Origin of the sequence: Alistipes intestinihominis (genome assembly GCF_040095975.1) — a bacterium.
Taxonomy (GTDB): Bacteria; Bacteroidota; Bacteroidia; order Bacteroidales; family Rikenellaceae; genus Alistipes; species Alistipes senegalensis.
In genome coordinates this window covers 62,936-80,139 of sequence record NZ_JBBMFL010000007.1, presented here as the reverse complement: position 1 = coordinate 80,139, position 17,204 = coordinate 62,936, and the positions used below count along the sequence as shown (strand labels likewise).

Here is a 17,204-nt window from a genome sequence, read left to right as displayed (position 1 = left end):
CGGAGCAATTCTCCGGAGGGTTTTCCGTTCTTCGATAAACCGAACAGACCGAAACGATGACCCCGTTACGCATTTCACTCGCCGCAGCGGCGCTGCTCCTGCTTCCGGCGGCAACTCCGGCGCAAAACGGCAAGAAAATCTACGCCGACTACCACGGCGTGCGCTACACGCGCGCCCACGACGGCAAACTGGGCCGCTGGGAGATGCACGCCGAAACCACCAAGTCGAAGACCGGGCGGAAAACGCTCTGCTACAACGCCGACTTCATGGACGCCGCAGGGCGCCACGACATCGCCGCCGTGGCTTATCCGCAGGCGGGCATGCAGTCGAACCTCGACCCCGACTACATCGAATACCAGATTCTCTCGGCCAAGGCCGCGGGCATCGACGGATTCTTCATCGAATGGGGTTTCATGGACCACGAGAACGACAAACTGCTGAAAGCCATGCAGCCCGTGGCCGCGAAATACGGCTTCGAAATCGGCGTCAACTGGTGCGACGGCTGGCTCTACTACGACTGGATCACCCGCATGCACCCCGAAATCGACACCCGCGAGGCCAAGACCGAGCATTACGCCCGCTGCTACCAGTATCTGGTGGACAACGTGCTGTCGGGCCCGACGGCTCCGACCGTCGGCGGACGCCCGGTCTTCTACCTCTTCGGGCCGGGCGCCCAACCCGCGGAATACGCCTATGCCGCCTCGAAGGTCCGCCTGCCCGAGGGCATGCCGCAGCCCGCCGTGCTGCGCCGCTGGGCCGAGTGGGGCACGCTCGAAGCGAACCGTTACGTTCCCGTGCGCTGGAGCCCCGAGATCCAGTCGTGGAAGGAGCTGGGGATGATCCCCACGGCGTGGCTGCCGGCCCGCGTGCGCCCGATGGACGCCGCGCACCCCCATTGGGACCACTACGCCGAACCGGACGACCTCATCGAGTTTATGAAGCCGTTCCGCGACTCGGTGTGGATGAGCGCCGATCCGGCCTACACCGTCAAGTCGGGATTCGTCATGCCGGGCATGGACAACCGCGGCTGCGCCGGCTGGGGCGGACAGCATTTCTACTACATCCCGCGGGACGGGGGCCGGACCTACGAACGCATGTGGGAGTTCAGCATGGCTTCGCGCGACAGCCTCGACATGATGTTCATCGCCTCGTGGAGCGACTACACCGAGGGGCACGAGATCGAGCCCACGGTGGAGAACGGCGACCGCGAACTGCGCACGACGCTGCATTACGCCGCGCAGTTCAAGGAGATGCCGGAGGACGCTTCGGGCATCGCGCTTCCCGCCCGGCTCTTCGGCCTGCGCAAACGGAGCGAATACCTCGCCGCGGCACGCCGCAAGACGGCCGATGCCGACGCCCTGCTGGACCAGGCCGCCACCGCGATCGCCGAAGGTAGTTATTCGGAGGCCGCCGAACGGCTCTCCGCGGCCGAAACGGCCGTCGATGCGCTCGAAAAGACGCTCAAAAACCGCACGCTGGATGTTCCGGAATCGGAACTGCGCTTCAGCAGCGACGCCGTGCACGGCGTCCGGTACGCCTCGCCCGAGCTGAAAGTCTACCTGCCCGAAACGGCCGTCCGGTCGCTGATCGCGGCACGCACCCACACGGGCTATCTGGAATTCGAATACTTCGACGACGCCCCGACGGGCGATTTCGTCTTCCTCTACTCGCGCACCGAGCGTCAGCCCAAGGACATTTTCGCCACCGTCGCCAAGTTCAAGACCGACGGCACGGGCACATGGAAACGGGTGCGGGTCGAACTGGCCCCCGAAAACGTGCTTTACGCCACGACGCCGGGCTTTACGCTGATGTTCAAAGGCAAACTGAAGCTGCGCGACGTGAGCTTCCACTACACCCTCAGCCGATGATGCGCCTGCTCACCACCCTGCTGCTGGCCGCCGTCTGCACCGCCTGCGGCGGTCCCTCGCGCGACGGCAACGCCTTCACGTTCGACGAGGCGGGCATGGCCTACCGCGTCGAGTTCTGCACGGAAAACACCGTGCGCATCCTCGTCCGCCCGGTCGGATCGCCCCTCGTGACGCAGCGGCTGGTCGTGGATTCCGTGCCCGCCGCTCCCGTCGAGGTGCGCCGCGAGGCCATCGAACACGGCTATGCGTTCCGCACGCCGCAGCTCCGGGTGGAGTTCGACCGCACGCGGGGCCTCTTCTCGTTCCGCGACGCCCGCACGGACGCCCTGCTGCTCGCGGAGACCGCCCGCTCGCTCCGTCCCGACACCGTGGGCGGCGAGGCGTGCTACGCCGTGACCCAGCGGTTCGCCGGGACCGACGACGAGGCGCTGTACGGACTGGGCCAGTACCAGACGGGGGCCCTGAACTACAAACGCGACACGGTCCTGCTGTTGCAGGCCAATAAGGACATCGTCAACCCCTATCTGGTCTCCACGCGCGGCTTCGGACTGCTGTGGGACAACTACTCGGCCTCGGAGTTCCGCGACGGAGGCGACGCTTTCGAATTCACGTCGGAGGTGGGCGACGCCGTCGATTACTGGTTCGTCTACGGGGGCGATCCCGCAGGATGCGTGCGCGGCTACCGTGCGCTGACCGGCGCGGCGTCGATGCTTCCGAAATGGGCTTTCGGGTTCTGGCAGTCGCGCGAACGCTACAAGAGTTTCGACGAACTGACCCGCGTGGTCAGCGAATACCGCCGCCGGCACATCCCGATCGACATCATCGTGCAGGATTGGGAGTACTGGGGCGAGAAGCCCCGGTGGAACGCCCTCCAATGGGACTCCGTGCGCTACCCGAACCCCGGGGCCGCCGTCGCCCGCCTGCACGAGGAGTACGGCGTGCGGCTGCTGGTGTCGGTGTGGCCGGGATTCGGCCCCGAAACGGCCGTGTACCGCGATCTGGAGGCTGCCGGAGCGCTGTTCGACGAACGGACGTGGGCCGGATACAAGGTCTTCGACGCCTACGACCCCGCGGCGCGCGACATCTTCTGGCGCCACTTCCGCACGGGGCTCTTCGACACCGGCATCGACGGCTGGTGGATGGACGCCACCGAACCCTCGTTCCGCGAGGGATTCACCCAGCGCAAGCAGGAGGCCCGGACCAAATCGGCCGGAAAAACCCATCTGGGGGCTTTCCACCGCTATCTGAACACCTATTCGCTGGTGTGGACGGGCGACCTCTACGGCCGTCTGCGCGCGGCGGCTCCCGAGCGCCGTCCGCTGCTCTTCACCCGCTCGGCATTCGCCGGGCAGCAGCGTTACGGCACGGCCGTGTGGTCGGGCGACATCGTCGCCTCGTGGGAGACGATGAAACGCCAGCTGGCCGCGGGCGTCAACCTCGCGGCGTCGGGATTCCCCTACTGGACCTTCGACACGGGCGGATTCTACGTCACCGACAACGGCGGCATCTACCCCCGCGGACTGGCCGACCCGGCCTATAAAGAGCTATATGCCCGGTGGTTTCAGTTCGGGGCCTTCCTGCCGATCTTCCGCGCCCACGGGACCAACGTCCCGCGCGAAGTGTGGCAGTTCGGCGACGAACGCAGCGTCTGGTACCGCAACCAGACGAAATACATCGACCTGCGCTACCGCCTGACGCCCTACGTCTACTCCACGGCCTACGACGTTGCGGCGAACGGCAGTTCGTTCATCGCGGCCGCGGGCATGGCCTTCCCCGAAGACCGGGCCGTCGCGGCTTACGACGAAGCCTATCTGTTCGGCCCCGCGCTGCTCGTGCGCCCCGTCTTCGAGCCGATGCCCGCCGGGGCCCGGACCCAGCCGGTCACGACGCTGCTGCCGCGCCACGACGGCGCATGGTGGTACGACTTCTTCACGGGCGAGGCTTTCCGCGGCGGGGAGCGCGTCACCCGGGCGTGCGGCCTCACGGAACTCCCGGTCTACGCCCGGGGCGGCTCGATCGTGCCGACGGGCGCGGCGAAAGAGTCGGTCATGGCAGGTCCCGACACCGAGCTGGAAATCCGCGTCTACACCGGAGCCGACGCCCGCTTCACGCTCTACGACGACGCCGGAGACGGCTACGGCTATGAACAGGGCGAATACGCCCGCTGCACCCTCGGCTGGTCCGAGGCGGACGCCGCGCTGCGCATCTCCGCGCGCGAAGGCTCCTACCCCGGCATGGCGCAGGAGCAGACGCTCCGCATCCGGGTCTTCCGCCCCGGAGCGGAACCCGCGGAACAGACCGTCCGCTATACGGGCGAACCCCTCGAATGCAAATTCCAATCAACCGAAAACCGATGAAACACATCCGAATCATTCTCTGCCTGACGCTGTTTCTGACCGCCGCTTCGGCCGCGGCCCGGGTCAGATACACGATCAACGACGCCTGGCGTTTCACCAAAGGATCGCCCTACAATGCCTTCCAGCCCACGGCCGACGACTCGGCGTGGGAGGTGGTGAACATCCCCCACACGTGGAACGCCGAGGACGCCGCAGACGACGTTCCGGGATTCTACCGCGGCCCGGCGTGGTACCGCAAGCGGATCGTCCTCCCGGCCGACGCCGCCTCGAAACAGGCGTATCTCTGTTTCGAGGGGGCCAATCAGGTGGTGCGGCTCTACGTCAACGGCCATTACGCCGGAAAGCACACGGGCGGCTACACGCGCTTCGTCTTCGACATCACGAAATACATCGTCCCGGGCGGCGAAAACCTCTTCGCCGTCGAGGTGGACAACGCCCACGACCCCGACATTCCGCCCCTGTCGGCCGACTTCACCTTCTTCGGCGGCATCTACCGCGACGTGAGCCTGCTCCTGACCGACAAGGTGCACGTGGCGCCGACCGACTTCGGATCGCCGGGCGTCTACCTCTCAACCCCCGAGGTCACGGCCGAACGGGCCGCGGTCGAGGTGCGGACGCTGGTGGCCAACAGCGGCACGGAACCCGTCCGGGTGCGCGTCGAGCACCGCATCGTCGGGCCCGACGGCCGCGAGGCCACCCGCGCGGAGGACATGGCGGAAATCGCCGCCGGAAGCGTCGCGGAACAGCTCCGCCGCGACATCACGATCGCATCGCCCCGGCTGTGGGACATCGACGAACCGAACCTCTACCGCGTGCTGACGCGCATCGTGGCCGAGGACGGCCGCGTGCTGGACGAGGTTTCCAACCCGCTGGGCCTGCGGTGGTTCTCGTTCGACCCCGACAAAGGCTTCTCGCTCAACGGCCGCCCGCGCAAGCTCGTCGGCACGTGCCGCCACCAGGACTATCTGGGCCGCGGCTGGGCGCTGCCCGACGAGATGCACGAACGCGACGTGCGCCTGATCAAAGAGATGGGCGGCAACTTCCTGCGCGTGTCGCACTACCCGCAGGACCCCGTGGTGATGGAGATGTGCGACCGGCTGGGCATCGTCGCCTCGGTCGAGATTCCGGTGGTCAACGCCGTCACCGAAAGCCGGGAGTTCCTCGAAAACTCGGTGCGGATGGTCCGCGAGATGGTCCGTCAGGACTTCAACCACCCCTCGGTGATGATCTGGGCCTACATGAACGAAACGCTGCTGCGCCCGCCCTACACCGACGAAGCCCGCACGAAGGAGTATTACAAGGCTATCGAACACGTGGCCCGCACGCTGGAGAAGACCATCCGCCGCGAGGACCCCTCACGCTACACGATGATCGCCTTCCACAATGCTCCGGAACGGTACGCCGCCGCCCGCCTGACGCAGATTCCGATGATTCAGGGCTGGAACCTCTATCAGGGGTGGTACGAAAAGGACATCACGGGCTTCGAGCGCATCCTCGACCGGCTCCACGCGCAGTATCCCGACAAGGTGCTGATCGTGACCGAGTACGGCGCCGATGTCGATCCGCGCCTGCACTCGTTCTCGCCCGAGCAGTTCGACTTCTCGCAGGAATACGGGCTGGTCTACAACCGCCATTACCTGGAACAGATGCGCAAACGCCCCTTCATCGCGGGTTCGTCGCTCTGGAACCTCAACGCCTTCTACTCCGAGCCGCGCGCCGATGTCGTGCCCCACGTCAACAACAAGGGCGTCACGGGCCTCGACCGCGAGCTGAAAGACACCTATCTTTTCTACAAGACCGTGCTCAGCCGCACCCCGCAGCTCGTCATCGGCAACCGCGAGTGGCGGAACCGCAGCGGTGCGGACGACGGCTCGGGCCGCTGCACACAGCCCGTTCCGGTCTTCACCAACCAGCCGTCGGTGACCCTGACGGTCAACGGCCGCAGGATCGGCACCAAACGTCCCGAAGGGGGCGTGGCGATGTTCGACGTGCCGTTCGCGGACGGCGAGAACCGCCTCGTGGCCCGGGCCGGAGCGCTCACCGATGTCCTGACGGTCGGTTTCCGGCTGGCGCAGGCGTCGCCCGAACGGTTCACCGAACTGAACGTCATGCTCGGCTCGCCCCGCTATTTCGACGACCGCGAAGCGGGTCTGGCGTGGATTCCCGAGCAACCCTACACCCCGGGCAGCTGGGGATACGTCGGCGGCGAGGCGCTGCGGCGCTCCGGAACCGGATGGCTCGGAAGCGCGTCCGACATCCTCGGCACGAAGAACGACCCCGTGTTCCAGACCCAGCGCGTCGGCATCGAGTCGTTCCGCGCCGACGTGCCCGACGGCACCTACTCGGTCTACCTCTACTGGGCCGAACTCGACGCCGCCCGGCAGCGCGAAGCGCTGGCCTACAACCTCGGGGCCGACGGCGCCCAGCAGCAGTACACGGGACGCCGGTTCGACGTTTCGGTGAACGGCCGCAAGGTGCTCGAAAACTTCTCGATCGCCGCCGAGGTCGGCTTCTCGCGGGCGATGGTCCGCAAAGTGGAGGTCATCGTGCGCGACGGCCAGGGCCTGCGCGTCGATTTCGGACGCATCGAGGGCGAACCCGTGCTGAACGCCATCCGCATCTACCGCAACCACTGACGCCCATGAAACGCACCCTCCTGCTGGCATCGGCCCTGTGCCTCGCCGCCGCGGCCTGCGCCCGTCCCGACACGGTCTACGTGGCCCACGGAGCTGCGCATACCCCGCGCATCGAACTCGCGGACGGACATGCCATAGAACCCCGCCCCATGCCGGGCGACACGCTCACGGCCGGCGGCGTCTGCTTCGTGCGGCTGCCGCGTCTGCGGCTCGTGCTCTGCATCGGGCAGTCGAACATGGCGGGCCGGGGTCCGATGGACGCCGGGGCCGCCGACACGCTCCGCGGGGTCTACCTCTTCAACGACTCCGCCCGATTCGAACGCGCCGCGGAGCCGATGAACCGCTACTCCACCGTCCGCAAGGAGCTCGGCATGCAGCGCATCGGCCCCGTCGGGAGTTTCGCCGCACGCTATGCGGAGGTCACGGGAGCCCCGGTGGGCGTCGTGGTCAACGCCCGCGGCGGCTCGTCGATCGACGAGTGGCTGCCCGGCTCCGAAACGGACTATCTGGCCAAAGCCGTCGAACGCATCCGCGCCGCAGGCGACTGGGGCGACTTCGCGGCCGTGCTGTGGCATCAGGGCGAGGCCGATTCGGCGCATCCCGAACGTTACGGGGCCAAACTCCGCCGCCTCGTCGCAATCCTGCGCACGGAGCTCGGCAACCCCTCGCTGCCGGTGGTCTTCGGCGAGATCGCCCACTGGAACTGGACGAACCGCGCCGAGGGCACGGTCCCCTTCAACACCATGCTCCGCAGCCTGCGCATCCCGCACACGGCCTGCGTATCGGCCGAGGGGCTCGCGCCGATGAAAGACGAAACGGACCCGCACTTCTCGGCCGCGAGCCAGCGCGAACTGGGGCGCCGCTACGCCGAAGCCCTGCTGAAAATCCGATAAAAACAATATCCTAACCTGCACTTGCAATGAACAGACTTTTCAGATCCTTCCTTTTCGCGGCCGGATGCCTCGCAGCGGCCGCATCCTGCACCGACGACACGACCGGCGGCGAACCCTCCGGAAAACCCGGTCACGGCGACAAACCCGAATACAGCTACACGGCGGTCGAATACCGCAAGATCCAGAGCGGCAGTTTCAGGCCGTGGACCACGGCCGACGCCGCGGAGACCCGCACGGTCAAAGGCATGAACTGGTTCTCGCCGGTGGACGGGCACGTCGAAACGGCATGGGGCGGACGCCTCGACTACGACGAACCCGTCTCCGTGACGGGCACCGAGGGCTATTTCCGCGTGGGCAAGGCCGGCGGACGCTGGTATTTCCTCGATCCGGACGGAGGCGCCGTCATCCTGCACGGCACTCAGCACGTGCGCCCCGGCACCTCGGCCGAACATACGGCGGCATTCAACAGCAAATTCGGCGGCAACGCCAAATGGAGCGCCGAGACGGGCGCGATGCTCGCCTCCTACGGTTTCAACTACATCTCCTACGGCTCGAACCGCATCGAACGCTTCCCGGATGATATGCGCGAAAACCTGCTCAACCCCGGCCAGCGCAAGATGGCCTACGCCGAGAACCTCTACCTGCTGCGCACCTTCATGTGGGACATGACCGCCAACCTGGGCTACGCCTTCGAGGACGGCACCTACAACCGCCTCGTGCTGGCGTTCGAGCCCACGTTCCAGAGCTACGTCGAGAACCTCGCCCGCGAGAAATGCGCCCTGTTCGCCGGAGACAAACACTTCGTGGGCTACTACCTCGACAACGAACTGCCCTTCGTGGCCTATGAGAACGCCGACGCCGTGAAAGGCATCGAGCTGAAGCACTTCCTCGCCCTGCCCGACAAATACAAGGGCGCCCGGGACTTCGCCGAAGCGTTCATGGCGCAGGAGGGCATCGCCTCGGCGGAGGCCGTCACCGAAGCCCACCGCGAGAAATTCCGCTCGGCCGTCGCCGACCACTATTTCAAGGTCACGAGCGAGGCCGTCCGCAAGGCCGACCCGCAGCACCTGATCCTCGGATCGCGCCTCCACGACTGGAGCAAGTACACGCAGGGGATCGTCGAAGCCTGCGCCCGCTACTGCGACGTGGTGTCGGTCAACTATTACGCCCGCTGGCAGCCCGAACCCGGCTTCATGGCCGACCTCGCCGTGTGGTGCGGCGACAAGCCCTTCATCGTCACGGAGTTCTACGTCAAGGGCGCCGACGCCAACTACAAGGGCCGCGCCTACTCGAACACCGACGGCGGCGGCTGGCTCGTGCGCACGCAGAGAAACCGCGGGGAGTTCTACCAGAACTTCTGCCTGCGGCTGCTCGAAACGCGCAACTGCGCCGGGTGGATGCACTTCGAATACAACGACGGCTACGGCGGCACGGCGGATTCGAACAAGGGCCTCGTGTCGGTGGAGTACACCCCCTACGCCGACTACCTGAACCTGGCCCGGGAGCTCCACACGAACCTCTACCCGCTGGCTTCCTACTACGACGCGGAGCGCTGATCCCCGTCCCGTCCGCGAACGCATGCGCCGGCCGGAATCCCGCAACCCGACACGCGGGATTCCGGTTAGCGTAATTCCGGGCCTAACACGACCGCCCCGCAATCGCCTCCCAGCCCCTCTGGCAGGCGCTTTGCAGCGGCATAGTTAGCGTACGAAAGACGATAAGTTTGGATTTGCCTCTCCGAATGGATAATTTTACCATCGTAACCTAAACCCGCGACCATCATGTCCATCCAGATGAATCAATCGCTGTCGGTAGATTGCGCCGTCTTCGGCTTCAACGGAAAATCGCTCAAAGTGCTGCTCATCGAACGGCGCTACTACAAGCCCGACACGCGTCTCGACAAGCTCAAACTGCCGGGAGCCATGATCCTCGAAAACGAGACGCTGCCCGAAGCCGCCTACCGCGTCCTCGAAGAGGCCACGGGGCTCAAAAACGTCTACCTGAAGCAGATGGACATCTTCTCCGACCCCAAGCGCGTGGCCGGCGAGGAACTGGAGTGGATCAACCGCTACCACGGCATCCAGACCGACCGCGTGGTCACCGTCGGCTACTATGCGCTGGTGAAGCTCGACAGCCGCACCATCGCCTACACGACGGCCAAAGGGGCCCAATGGGTCGATGTGGACTCGATTCAGCGGCTGGCCATGGACCACAAGGCGATCCTTTCGGCGGCCCTCACGGTGCTGTGCCGCGAGATGCTGCAATCGCCGGTGGCCTTCGAGCTGCTGCCGCGCAAATTCACGATCCGGGCGTTGCAGAACCTTTACAGCGCCGTGCTGGGCATCGAAATCGACAACCGCAACTTCCGCAAAAAAATACTGGCCTCGGGTTTCCTGACCCCCACCGCCGAAAAGGAGCAGGGCGTGGCCCACAAACCCGCGCAATACTACACGTTCAATAAAAACGCCTACAAAAAGGCCCTGAAAGACAAACTGAAACTGGGATTCATAAACAATTGGAGGTATTAATTTGATTATGTACAGCATACCGCTTTCGACCGCCGCTGTCGCCGCCTGTAGCGGCGTATATAAATCTGACCCACCCCCAACCCCCGCCTCAGGCGGGGGCTTAGTGCTGCTTCGCAGCAAAATTGGCGTTTCGGACGGTAGGTATATAATTCAGTAATCTCCACAAAATAAATACAGCCATGAAAAGTTTAGGCATAGACATAGGTTCATCTTCCATCAAGGTGTCGCTGCTGGACATCCCGACGGGCGAATGCGTGGCTTCGGCCACCAACCCCGCGGCGGAGATGCCCATCGAGGCGCTCCGGAGCGGCTGGGCCGAGCAGGACCCCGAAATGTGGTGGCACTACGTCCGCGAAGGCATCCGGCAGATCGCCGTGAAACACCCCATGCGCGAGGTGGCGGCCATCGGCATCACCTATCAGATGCACGGACTCGTGGCGCTCTCCGAGGAGGGCGAACCGCTGCGCAAGTCGATCATCTGGTGCGACTCCCGGGCCGTCGGGATCGGCGACGAGGCCCTCGAAGAGATCGGCCGGGAGTTCTGCCTGGAACACACCCTCAATTCGCCGGGCAACTTCACGGCGTCGAAACTGGCGTGGGTGAAGCGCAACGAACCCGAAATCTTTGCGAAAATCCACAAGTTCATGCTCCCGGGCGACTACATCGCCTACCGTCTTTCAGGGCGGATGTCCACGAGCATAAGCGGCCTTTCGGAGCAGATTCTCTGGGATTTCAAGGAGGAGCGCCGCGCGGACTTCGTGGCCGACCGGTACGGCATTCCCCACGCGATGATCCCCGACGCCGACGTTTCGATCGGCATTCAGGCACACACCGACGCCGCGACGGAACGCGAGCTGGGCATCCCGGCCGGCACGCCCATCTCCTACCGCGCGGGCGACCAGCCCAACAACGCCTTTTCGCTCAACGTCATGGAGGCGGGCGAGATCGCCGCGACGGGCGGCACGAGCGGCGTGGTCTACGGCGTCACGGACACCCCGAAAGCCGATCCGCAGTCGCGCGTCAATACGTTCGTCCACGTCAACCACACGCCCGGAAAACCGCGTTACGGCATCCTGCTCTGCATCAACGGCACGGGCATCATGAACTCGTGGATACGCCGCAACGTCGCGCAGCAAACGATGGACTACACCGAGATGAACCGTCTGGCCGCAAGCGTCCCGGCGGGTTCCGAAGGACTGCTGGTCGTTCCGTTCGGCAACGGCGCCGAGCGCGTGCTCGGAAACCGCTGCACAGGGGCCGGGATCGTCAACATCGACCTCAACCGCCACACCACGGCCCACATCCTCCGCGCCGCGCAGGAGGGCATCGCCTACTCGTTCCGCTACGGCATCGACATCATGCGGGGGCTGGGGCTCTCGCCCGACATCATCCGCGCCGGACAGGCCAACCTGTTCCTCTCGCCGCTGTTCCGGCAGACGCTGGCGACGCTCACCGGAGCCCGCATCGAGCTGTTCAACACCGACGGAGCGCTGGGAGCGGCACGCGGTGCGGCGCTGGGAGCCGGGCTTTACAGGACACGCGAAGAGGCTTTCGCCTCGCTCCGTCGGCTGGAGGTCGTGGAACCCGTCGCGGCCGACCGCGAGGCCCTCGAAGCGGGATACCGCGCATGGGTCGCAGAAGTCGAAAGAAAAATTCAAAATTCATAATTCAAAATCATCTACTATTATGGCAACAACAAGCTACTTTCCCACGGTGGAAAAGATCAAATTCGAAGGCAAGGATTCGAAAAACCCGATGGCGTTCCGCTACTACGATCCCGAGAAGGTCGTGAAGGGCAAAAAAATGAAGGACTGGTTCAAGTTCTCGATGGCGTGGTGGCACACCCTCTGCGCCGAGGGCGGCGACCAGTTCGGCGGCGGCACCAAGACCTTCCCGTGGAACGCGGCGGCATGCCCCGTCGAGCGCGCCAAGGCCAAGATGGACGCCGGATTCGAGTTCATGCAGAAGATGGGCATCGAGTACTACTGCTTCCACGACGTGGACCTCGTGGACGAGGCCGCCACGCCCGAGGAGTATGAGAAGAACCTCCGGGAGATCGTCGCCTACGCCAAGCAGAAGCAGGCCGAAACCGGCATCAAGCTGCTGTGGGGCACGGCCAACGTCTTCGGACACGCCCGCTACATGAACGGCGCCTCGACCAACCCCGACTTCGACGCCGCGGCCCGCGCCATGTTGCAAATCAAGAACGCCATCGACGCCACGATCGAGCTGGGCGGCGAAAACTACGTCTTCTGGGGCGGCCGCGAGGGCTACATGTCGCTGCTGAACACCGACATGAAGCGCGAGAAGGAGCACATGGCCACGATGCTCCGCATGGCCCGCGACTACGCCCGTTCGAAGGGCTTCAAGGGCAACTTCCTGATCGAGCCCAAGCCGATGGAGCCGATGAAGCACCAGTACGACGTCGATACGGAGACCGTGATCGGTTTCCTGCGCGCCCACGGGCTCGACAAGGACTTCAAGGTCAACATCGAGGTCAACCACGCCACGCTGGCCGGCCACACCTTCGAACACGAGCTGCAATGCGCCGTGGACGCCGGGATGCTGGGTTCGATCGACGCCAACCGCGGCGACTACCAGAACGGCTGGGACACCGACCAGTTCCCGATCGACCTCTACGAGATGGTGCAGGCCATGATGGTCATCGTCCGCGGCGGCGGCCTCCAGGGCGGCGGCACGAACTTCGACGCCAAGACCCGCCGCAACTCGACGGACCTCGAAGACATCTTCATCGCCCACATCGCCGCGATGGACGTGATGGCCCGCGCGCTGCTGATCGCCGCCGACATCCTCGACAACTCGCCCTACGAGAAGATGCTCGCCGAGCGTTACGCCTCCTACGACCAGGGCGAGGGCAAAGCCTTCGAGGAGGGCAGACTCACGCTCGAACAGGTCGCCGACTACGCCCGCAAGCACGAACCCGTGCAGCGGAGCGGCAAGCAGGAGCTCTACGAGGCGATCGTGAACATGTATATCTAATCGTTCCGGGGGTGCGGCCGTAATGCCGCACCCCCGGAACTCCTTAAAATACTCCGAACCTATGACTTCAAACCAACAAACCGGCAGCCGCGCCTACCTCTTCTCCATCGTTCTGGTGGCGATCATCGGCGGACTGCTCTTCGGTTACGACACGGCCGTCGTGTCGGGCGCCGAACAGGCCCTCGACCAGTTCTTCCGGAGTGCCGCGGACTTCACCTACACGTCGTGGATGCACGGCTTCACCGCTTCGAGCGCGCTGATCGGCTGCGTCATCGGCGGTGCGATCTCGGGCCTACTGGCCTCGCGCTTCGGGCGCAAACGCTCGCTCGTCATGGCGGCGGTGCTCTTCTTCATCTCGGCCGTCGGATCGTGGCGGCCCGAGAGCGGCATCCTCCCCTACGGCGAGGCTTCGCTTCCGCTGCTGGTGTCGTTCAACATCTACCGCATCATCGGCGGCATCGGCGTCGGACTCGCCTCGGCCGTCTGCCCGATGTACATCGCCGAGATCTCCCCGGCGAAGATCCGCGGCACGCTCGTTTCGTGCAACCAGTTCGCCATCATCTTCGGCATGCTGGTCGTCTATTTCGTCAACTACCTGATCCGCAACCATCTCGGCGACACGGGCGAAGCCATCCAGGCCGCCATGATCCAGATCGGCTGGCGGCGGATGTTCCTCTCCGAGGCTTTCCCGGCGGGCGCCTTCTTCCTGCTGATCATGCTCGTGCCCGAAACCCCGCGGTTCCTCGCCCTGAGGGGCTGCGACGCCAAGGCTTTCGCCGTGCTCGAACGCATCAACGGCACGGCCGAGGCTCGCTCGATCCTCGACGACATCAAGGCCACGGTGCACGAAAAGCGCGAAAAGCTCTTCGCCTACGGCACGGCCGTGATCCTGATCGGCATCCTGCTGTCGTTCTTCCAGCAGGCCATCGGTATCAACGTCGTGCTCTACTACGCCCCGCGCATCTTCGAGAACATGGGCGCTTCGGGCGACGCCTCGATGCTTCAGACCGTCGTCATGGGCATCGTCAACATCATCTTCACCGTCGTGGCGATCTTCACCGTTGACAAGGTGGGCCGCAAGCCGCTGCTCATCATCGGGTCCGCGGGCATGATGATCGGCATGGCGGCCCTCGCGGCGTTGTCGTTCTCCGACACCATCGGCATCGCGGCGCTGGTGTTCATCATCCTCTACACCGCGTCGTTCATGATGTCGTGGGGTCCGATCTGCTGGGTGCTCATCTCGGAGATCTTCCCCAACACCATCCGGTCGCAGGCCGTGGCCATCGCCGTGGCAGCGCAGTGGATCTCGAACTTCCTCGTGTCGGCGACCTTCCCGTCGCTGAGCGCCTGGAGCGTCGGCGGCACCTACTGCATCTACGCGCTGATGTCACTCGCCTCGGCGGTCTTCGTCTGGCGGTGGGTCCCCGAAACCAAGGGCAAGACCCTCGAAGAGATGTCCGCCCTGTGGAAGAGCGGCGGCGCTTCGCGGTAGGCGCACCCCGCATCGGAAAGCCCCTTCTTTTTTCAGACAACGCTGTAACCTATCCGGTTACGGCGTTGTTTCTTTTCGGGCGCGGCGGCGGTTCGAAATCCGGGAACGGCCGGATTAGACCGAAAGGAAAATCTTTGACACGGAGAGTCAAAAACCGAACTGCGAAAATCCGTTCCTTTGTAAATCAACCGAAACTCTAAAGCCCATGAAAAATTACCAGCCCAACTATCTTTCGATGCTGCTGTTAATGTTCGTCTGCATCGCAAGCTGTTCCAATGAAACCACCTCCGGCCCCGGATTCGAGATCGGCGGCACTCCGGCCGAAACCGTCTACCAGATTCCTTCCGACCGCAAGGTCCGGCTGCCGGGAACCGGATTCCAGACCGGCGACATCGTCCGGCTGACCGACACCGGCATTTCGCACAACACCTACCGCGTCGAAGCCGCCGTCGAGGACGACGGCGCCGTCATCACGCTTCCCGGCAATTTCGTGGACGGCCGCTACGAACTGTTCATCGTCCGCGGCACCCGGCAGGTCCGCTACGGTCTGGCCGTATTCCGCGCGGATTCGGACCGGCCCGGGGAGCTCGACCGTCCGGACTACGACCGGCTGACGGCCGACAGGCACCCCCGCCTGCTGATGGACGACGAAGCGTTCGGATCGCTGATGGAGCAGGTCCGCGCCGGCAACAACCAGGTGCTGAACCGGCTGCACGCAACCAACCTGCGCAACGCCGACATCTACGGACTGGCCGCCGCACCCCTCGCCTACCAGCTCGACGCCGCGGAAAAACGGATTCTCCACATCTCCAACGCCGCCCTGCTGCGCATCTTCTCCTGCGCCTACGCCTACCGCGCCACGGGCGACCGCAAATACCTCGACCATGCCGAAAACGACATCAACACCGTCTGCGCCTTCCCCGACTGGAACGGGCACCGCCACTACCTCGATGTCGGCGAAATGGCCGCGGCCGTAGCGCTGGGCTACGACTGGCTCTACGCCGACCTGAAACCCGAAACCCGCGCCAATGCCGAACGGGCGCTGCGCGAATATGCATTCGATACGGCGGAGCCCTACGGATCGAGTTTCTACAACAAGGTTTCCAACTGGAACCAGGTCTGCAACGCCGGACTGGTCTGCGGCGCGCTGGCCGTCTACGAGACGTGCCCCGAGACGGCCGAAGCCATCATCGAAAAATCGCTGGAATCGAACCGCACGGCCGTCGAAGCCCTCTACGCGCCCCACGGAAACTACCCCGAAGGGTACGGCTACTGGGAGTACGGTACGGTATTCGAAGTCCTGATGCTTACGGCGCTCGAAACCGCCGCCGGGTCCGACGCCGGCATCTCCGCCACAGCGGGTTTCGACCGCACGGCCGAATGGCTGCTCTACATGGTCGGCACGAAACACCAAGGATTCAACTACGCGGATACCCCTCCGTTCTCGGCCAGCGTCGATATTCCGAGCTGGTATTTCGCCGACAGGTTCAAGAAGCCCTCGATCCTCTATTTCAATAAAAGGAATCTCGACGCTCTGACCACGGACTACTACAACTGGAACCACCGTCTGCTGCCGATGATCATGGTCTTCGCCGGCAGGGTCGATCTGAACAGCGTGACCCCGCCGACCCAGAAGGTCTGGGCCGGAGAGGGCGTAACGCCCGTCGTGCTGGTCCACACCGACTGGACCTGGAGCGATACGGACAAATACCTGGGCATCAAGGGCGGCAAGGCGAGAAGCAGCCATGCCCACATGGACGCAGGATCGTTCGTCTACGACGCCTACGGCGTGCGCTGGTCGATGGACATCGGCCGTCAAGCCTACGCCCCGCTCGAAATAGCCCTCAAGGCGCTGGGCGGAAACCTCTGGACCTACACCCAAGCGTCGCTGCGCTGGGAGGTGTCGCGGCTGAACAACTTCTTCCACAGCACGCTCACGGTCAACGACTCGAAACACCGCGTGGAAGGCTTCGCAACGCTCGAACAGACCATCAACACGGCGACGGAACAGGGCGGCACGTTCGACCTCTCGCCCGTGCTCGAAGATCAGGTGGCCTCGGCGATGCGCACCGTGAAGATCGTCAACGACAAGGACCTGAAAGTCATCGACGCCATCCGCACCCGCACCGACCGGAGCGCCAAAATCCGCTGGACCATGGCCACACAGACCGTCCCGACCGTGGAGAACGACCGGATCGTGCTGACGAGCAACGGCAAGACCATGTACCTGACCGCTGCGGAAGAGGGCGGGACGCAAATCGTCTACAAAACATTCAGCACCGATCCCGTCCACAGCTACGACGATCCCAATCCGGGCATTTACCTGGTCGGATTCGAGGCGACCGTGCCCGCGGACAAATGGGCGACCTTCACCACGACGCTCTCACCCGGAAACTGATTCCGGCAGCGGAGAAGCCGTTTTCTCCGTCC

General features: G+C 64.5%; 10 protein-coding genes. All 10 read left to right on the top strand.

Annotated features, from left to right (window positions below; translation table 11 throughout):
- Window positions 1–56 precede the first annotated feature (56 nt).
- The 10 genes from WMO46_RS07620 (at window position 57) to WMO46_RS07575 (ending at window position 17,172) form a co-directional block, all read left to right on the top strand.
- Window positions 57–1,868: a glycoside hydrolase family 71/99-like protein gene (locus tag WMO46_RS07620; protein WP_278963993.1), complete on the top strand. Its 1,812-nt coding sequence runs from the start codon at window positions 57–59 to the stop codon at window positions 1,866–1,868.
- Window positions 1,865–4,225, top strand: a complete 2,361-nt coding sequence (locus WMO46_RS07615) for a glycoside hydrolase family 31 protein (protein WP_278963996.1) — start codon at window positions 1,865–1,867, stop codon at window positions 4,223–4,225. Before WMO46_RS07620 ends, WMO46_RS07615 begins: the two co-directional genes overlap by 4 nt.
- On the top strand, window positions 4,222–6,861 hold the full coding sequence (locus WMO46_RS07610; RefSeq protein ID WP_349094127.1) for a glycoside hydrolase family 2 TIM barrel-domain containing protein: 2,640 nt from the start codon (window positions 4,222–4,224) through the stop codon (window positions 6,859–6,861). Before WMO46_RS07615 ends, WMO46_RS07610 begins: the two co-directional genes overlap by 4 nt.
- 5 nt (window positions 6,862–6,866) lie before the next feature.
- Window positions 6,867–7,754, top strand: coding sequence for a sialate O-acetylesterase (locus WMO46_RS07605; protein ID WP_349094126.1), 888 nt, complete (start codon window positions 6,867–6,869; stop codon window positions 7,752–7,754).
- Between the two features lie 26 nt (window positions 7,755–7,780).
- Window positions 7,781–9,310 (top strand): glycoside hydrolase 5 family protein, encoded by a 1,530-nt coding sequence (locus tag WMO46_RS07600; RefSeq protein ID WP_349094125.1) that lies wholly within the window; start codon window positions 7,781–7,783, stop codon window positions 9,308–9,310.
- A gap of 225 nt (window positions 9,311–9,535) precedes the next feature.
- Window positions 9,536–10,282, top strand: a complete 747-nt coding sequence (locus tag WMO46_RS07595) for an NUDIX hydrolase (protein ID WP_019150967.1) — start codon at window positions 9,536–9,538, stop codon at window positions 10,280–10,282.
- Between the two features lie 179 nt (window positions 10,283–10,461).
- A complete protein-coding gene (locus WMO46_RS07590; RefSeq protein WP_349094124.1) occupies window positions 10,462–11,949 on the top strand; it encodes a xylulokinase in 1,488 nt (495 codons plus the stop codon).
- Between the two features lie 19 nt (window positions 11,950–11,968).
- Window positions 11,969–13,282 carry a xylose isomerase gene (gene xylA, locus WMO46_RS07585; RefSeq protein ID WP_026076576.1) on the top strand — a complete coding sequence of 438 codons (1,314 nt, stop codon included), beginning with the start codon at window positions 11,969–11,971 and terminating at the stop codon, window positions 13,280–13,282.
- A 61-nt stretch (window positions 13,283–13,343) separates the two neighbouring features.
- Window positions 13,344–14,774 carry a D-xylose transporter XylE gene (gene xylE, locus WMO46_RS07580; protein ID WP_276714425.1) on the top strand — a complete coding sequence of 477 codons (1,431 nt, stop codon included), beginning with the start codon at window positions 13,344–13,346 and terminating at the stop codon, window positions 14,772–14,774.
- A 205-nt stretch (window positions 14,775–14,979) separates the two neighbouring features.
- Complete coding sequence (locus tag WMO46_RS07575; protein ID WP_349094123.1) at window positions 14,980–17,172, top strand: heparinase II/III domain-containing protein; 2,193 nt, start codon at window positions 14,980–14,982, stop codon at window positions 17,170–17,172.
- Window positions 17,173–17,204: the final 32 nt, after the last annotated feature.

Excerpts from the sequence above, each read along its gene's own strand:
- WMO46_RS07605 (WP_349094126.1), top strand. The coding sequence starts at position 6,867 with ATGAAACGCACCCTCCTGCTGGCATCGGCCCTGTGCCTCGCCGCCGCG.
- WMO46_RS07600 (WP_349094125.1), top strand. The coding sequence starts at position 7,781 with ATGAACAGACTTTTCAGATCCTTCCTTTTCGCGGCCGGATGCCTCGCA.
- WMO46_RS07575 (WP_349094123.1), top strand. The coding sequence starts at position 14,980 with ATGAAAAATTACCAGCCCAACTATCTTTCGATGCTGCTGTTAATGTTC.
- WMO46_RS07610 (WP_349094127.1), top strand. The coding sequence starts at position 4,222 with ATGAAACACATCCGAATCATTCTCTGCCTGACGCTGTTTCTGACCGCC.
- WMO46_RS07620 (WP_278963993.1), top strand. The coding sequence starts at position 57 with ATGACCCCGTTACGCATTTCACTCGCCGCAGCGGCGCTGCTCCTGCTT.
- xylE (WP_276714425.1), top strand. The coding sequence starts at position 13,344 with ATGACTTCAAACCAACAAACCGGCAGCCGCGCCTACCTCTTCTCCATC.
- WMO46_RS07615 (WP_278963996.1), top strand. The coding sequence starts at position 1,865 with ATGATGCGCCTGCTCACCACCCTGCTGCTGGCCGCCGTCTGCACCGCC.
- WMO46_RS07595 (WP_019150967.1), top strand. The coding sequence starts at position 9,536 with ATGTCCATCCAGATGAATCAATCGCTGTCGGTAGATTGCGCCGTCTTC.
- xylA (WP_026076576.1), top strand. The coding sequence starts at position 11,969 with ATGGCAACAACAAGCTACTTTCCCACGGTGGAAAAGATCAAATTCGAA.
- WMO46_RS07590 (WP_349094124.1), top strand. The coding sequence starts at position 10,462 with ATGAAAAGTTTAGGCATAGACATAGGTTCATCTTCCATCAAGGTGTCG.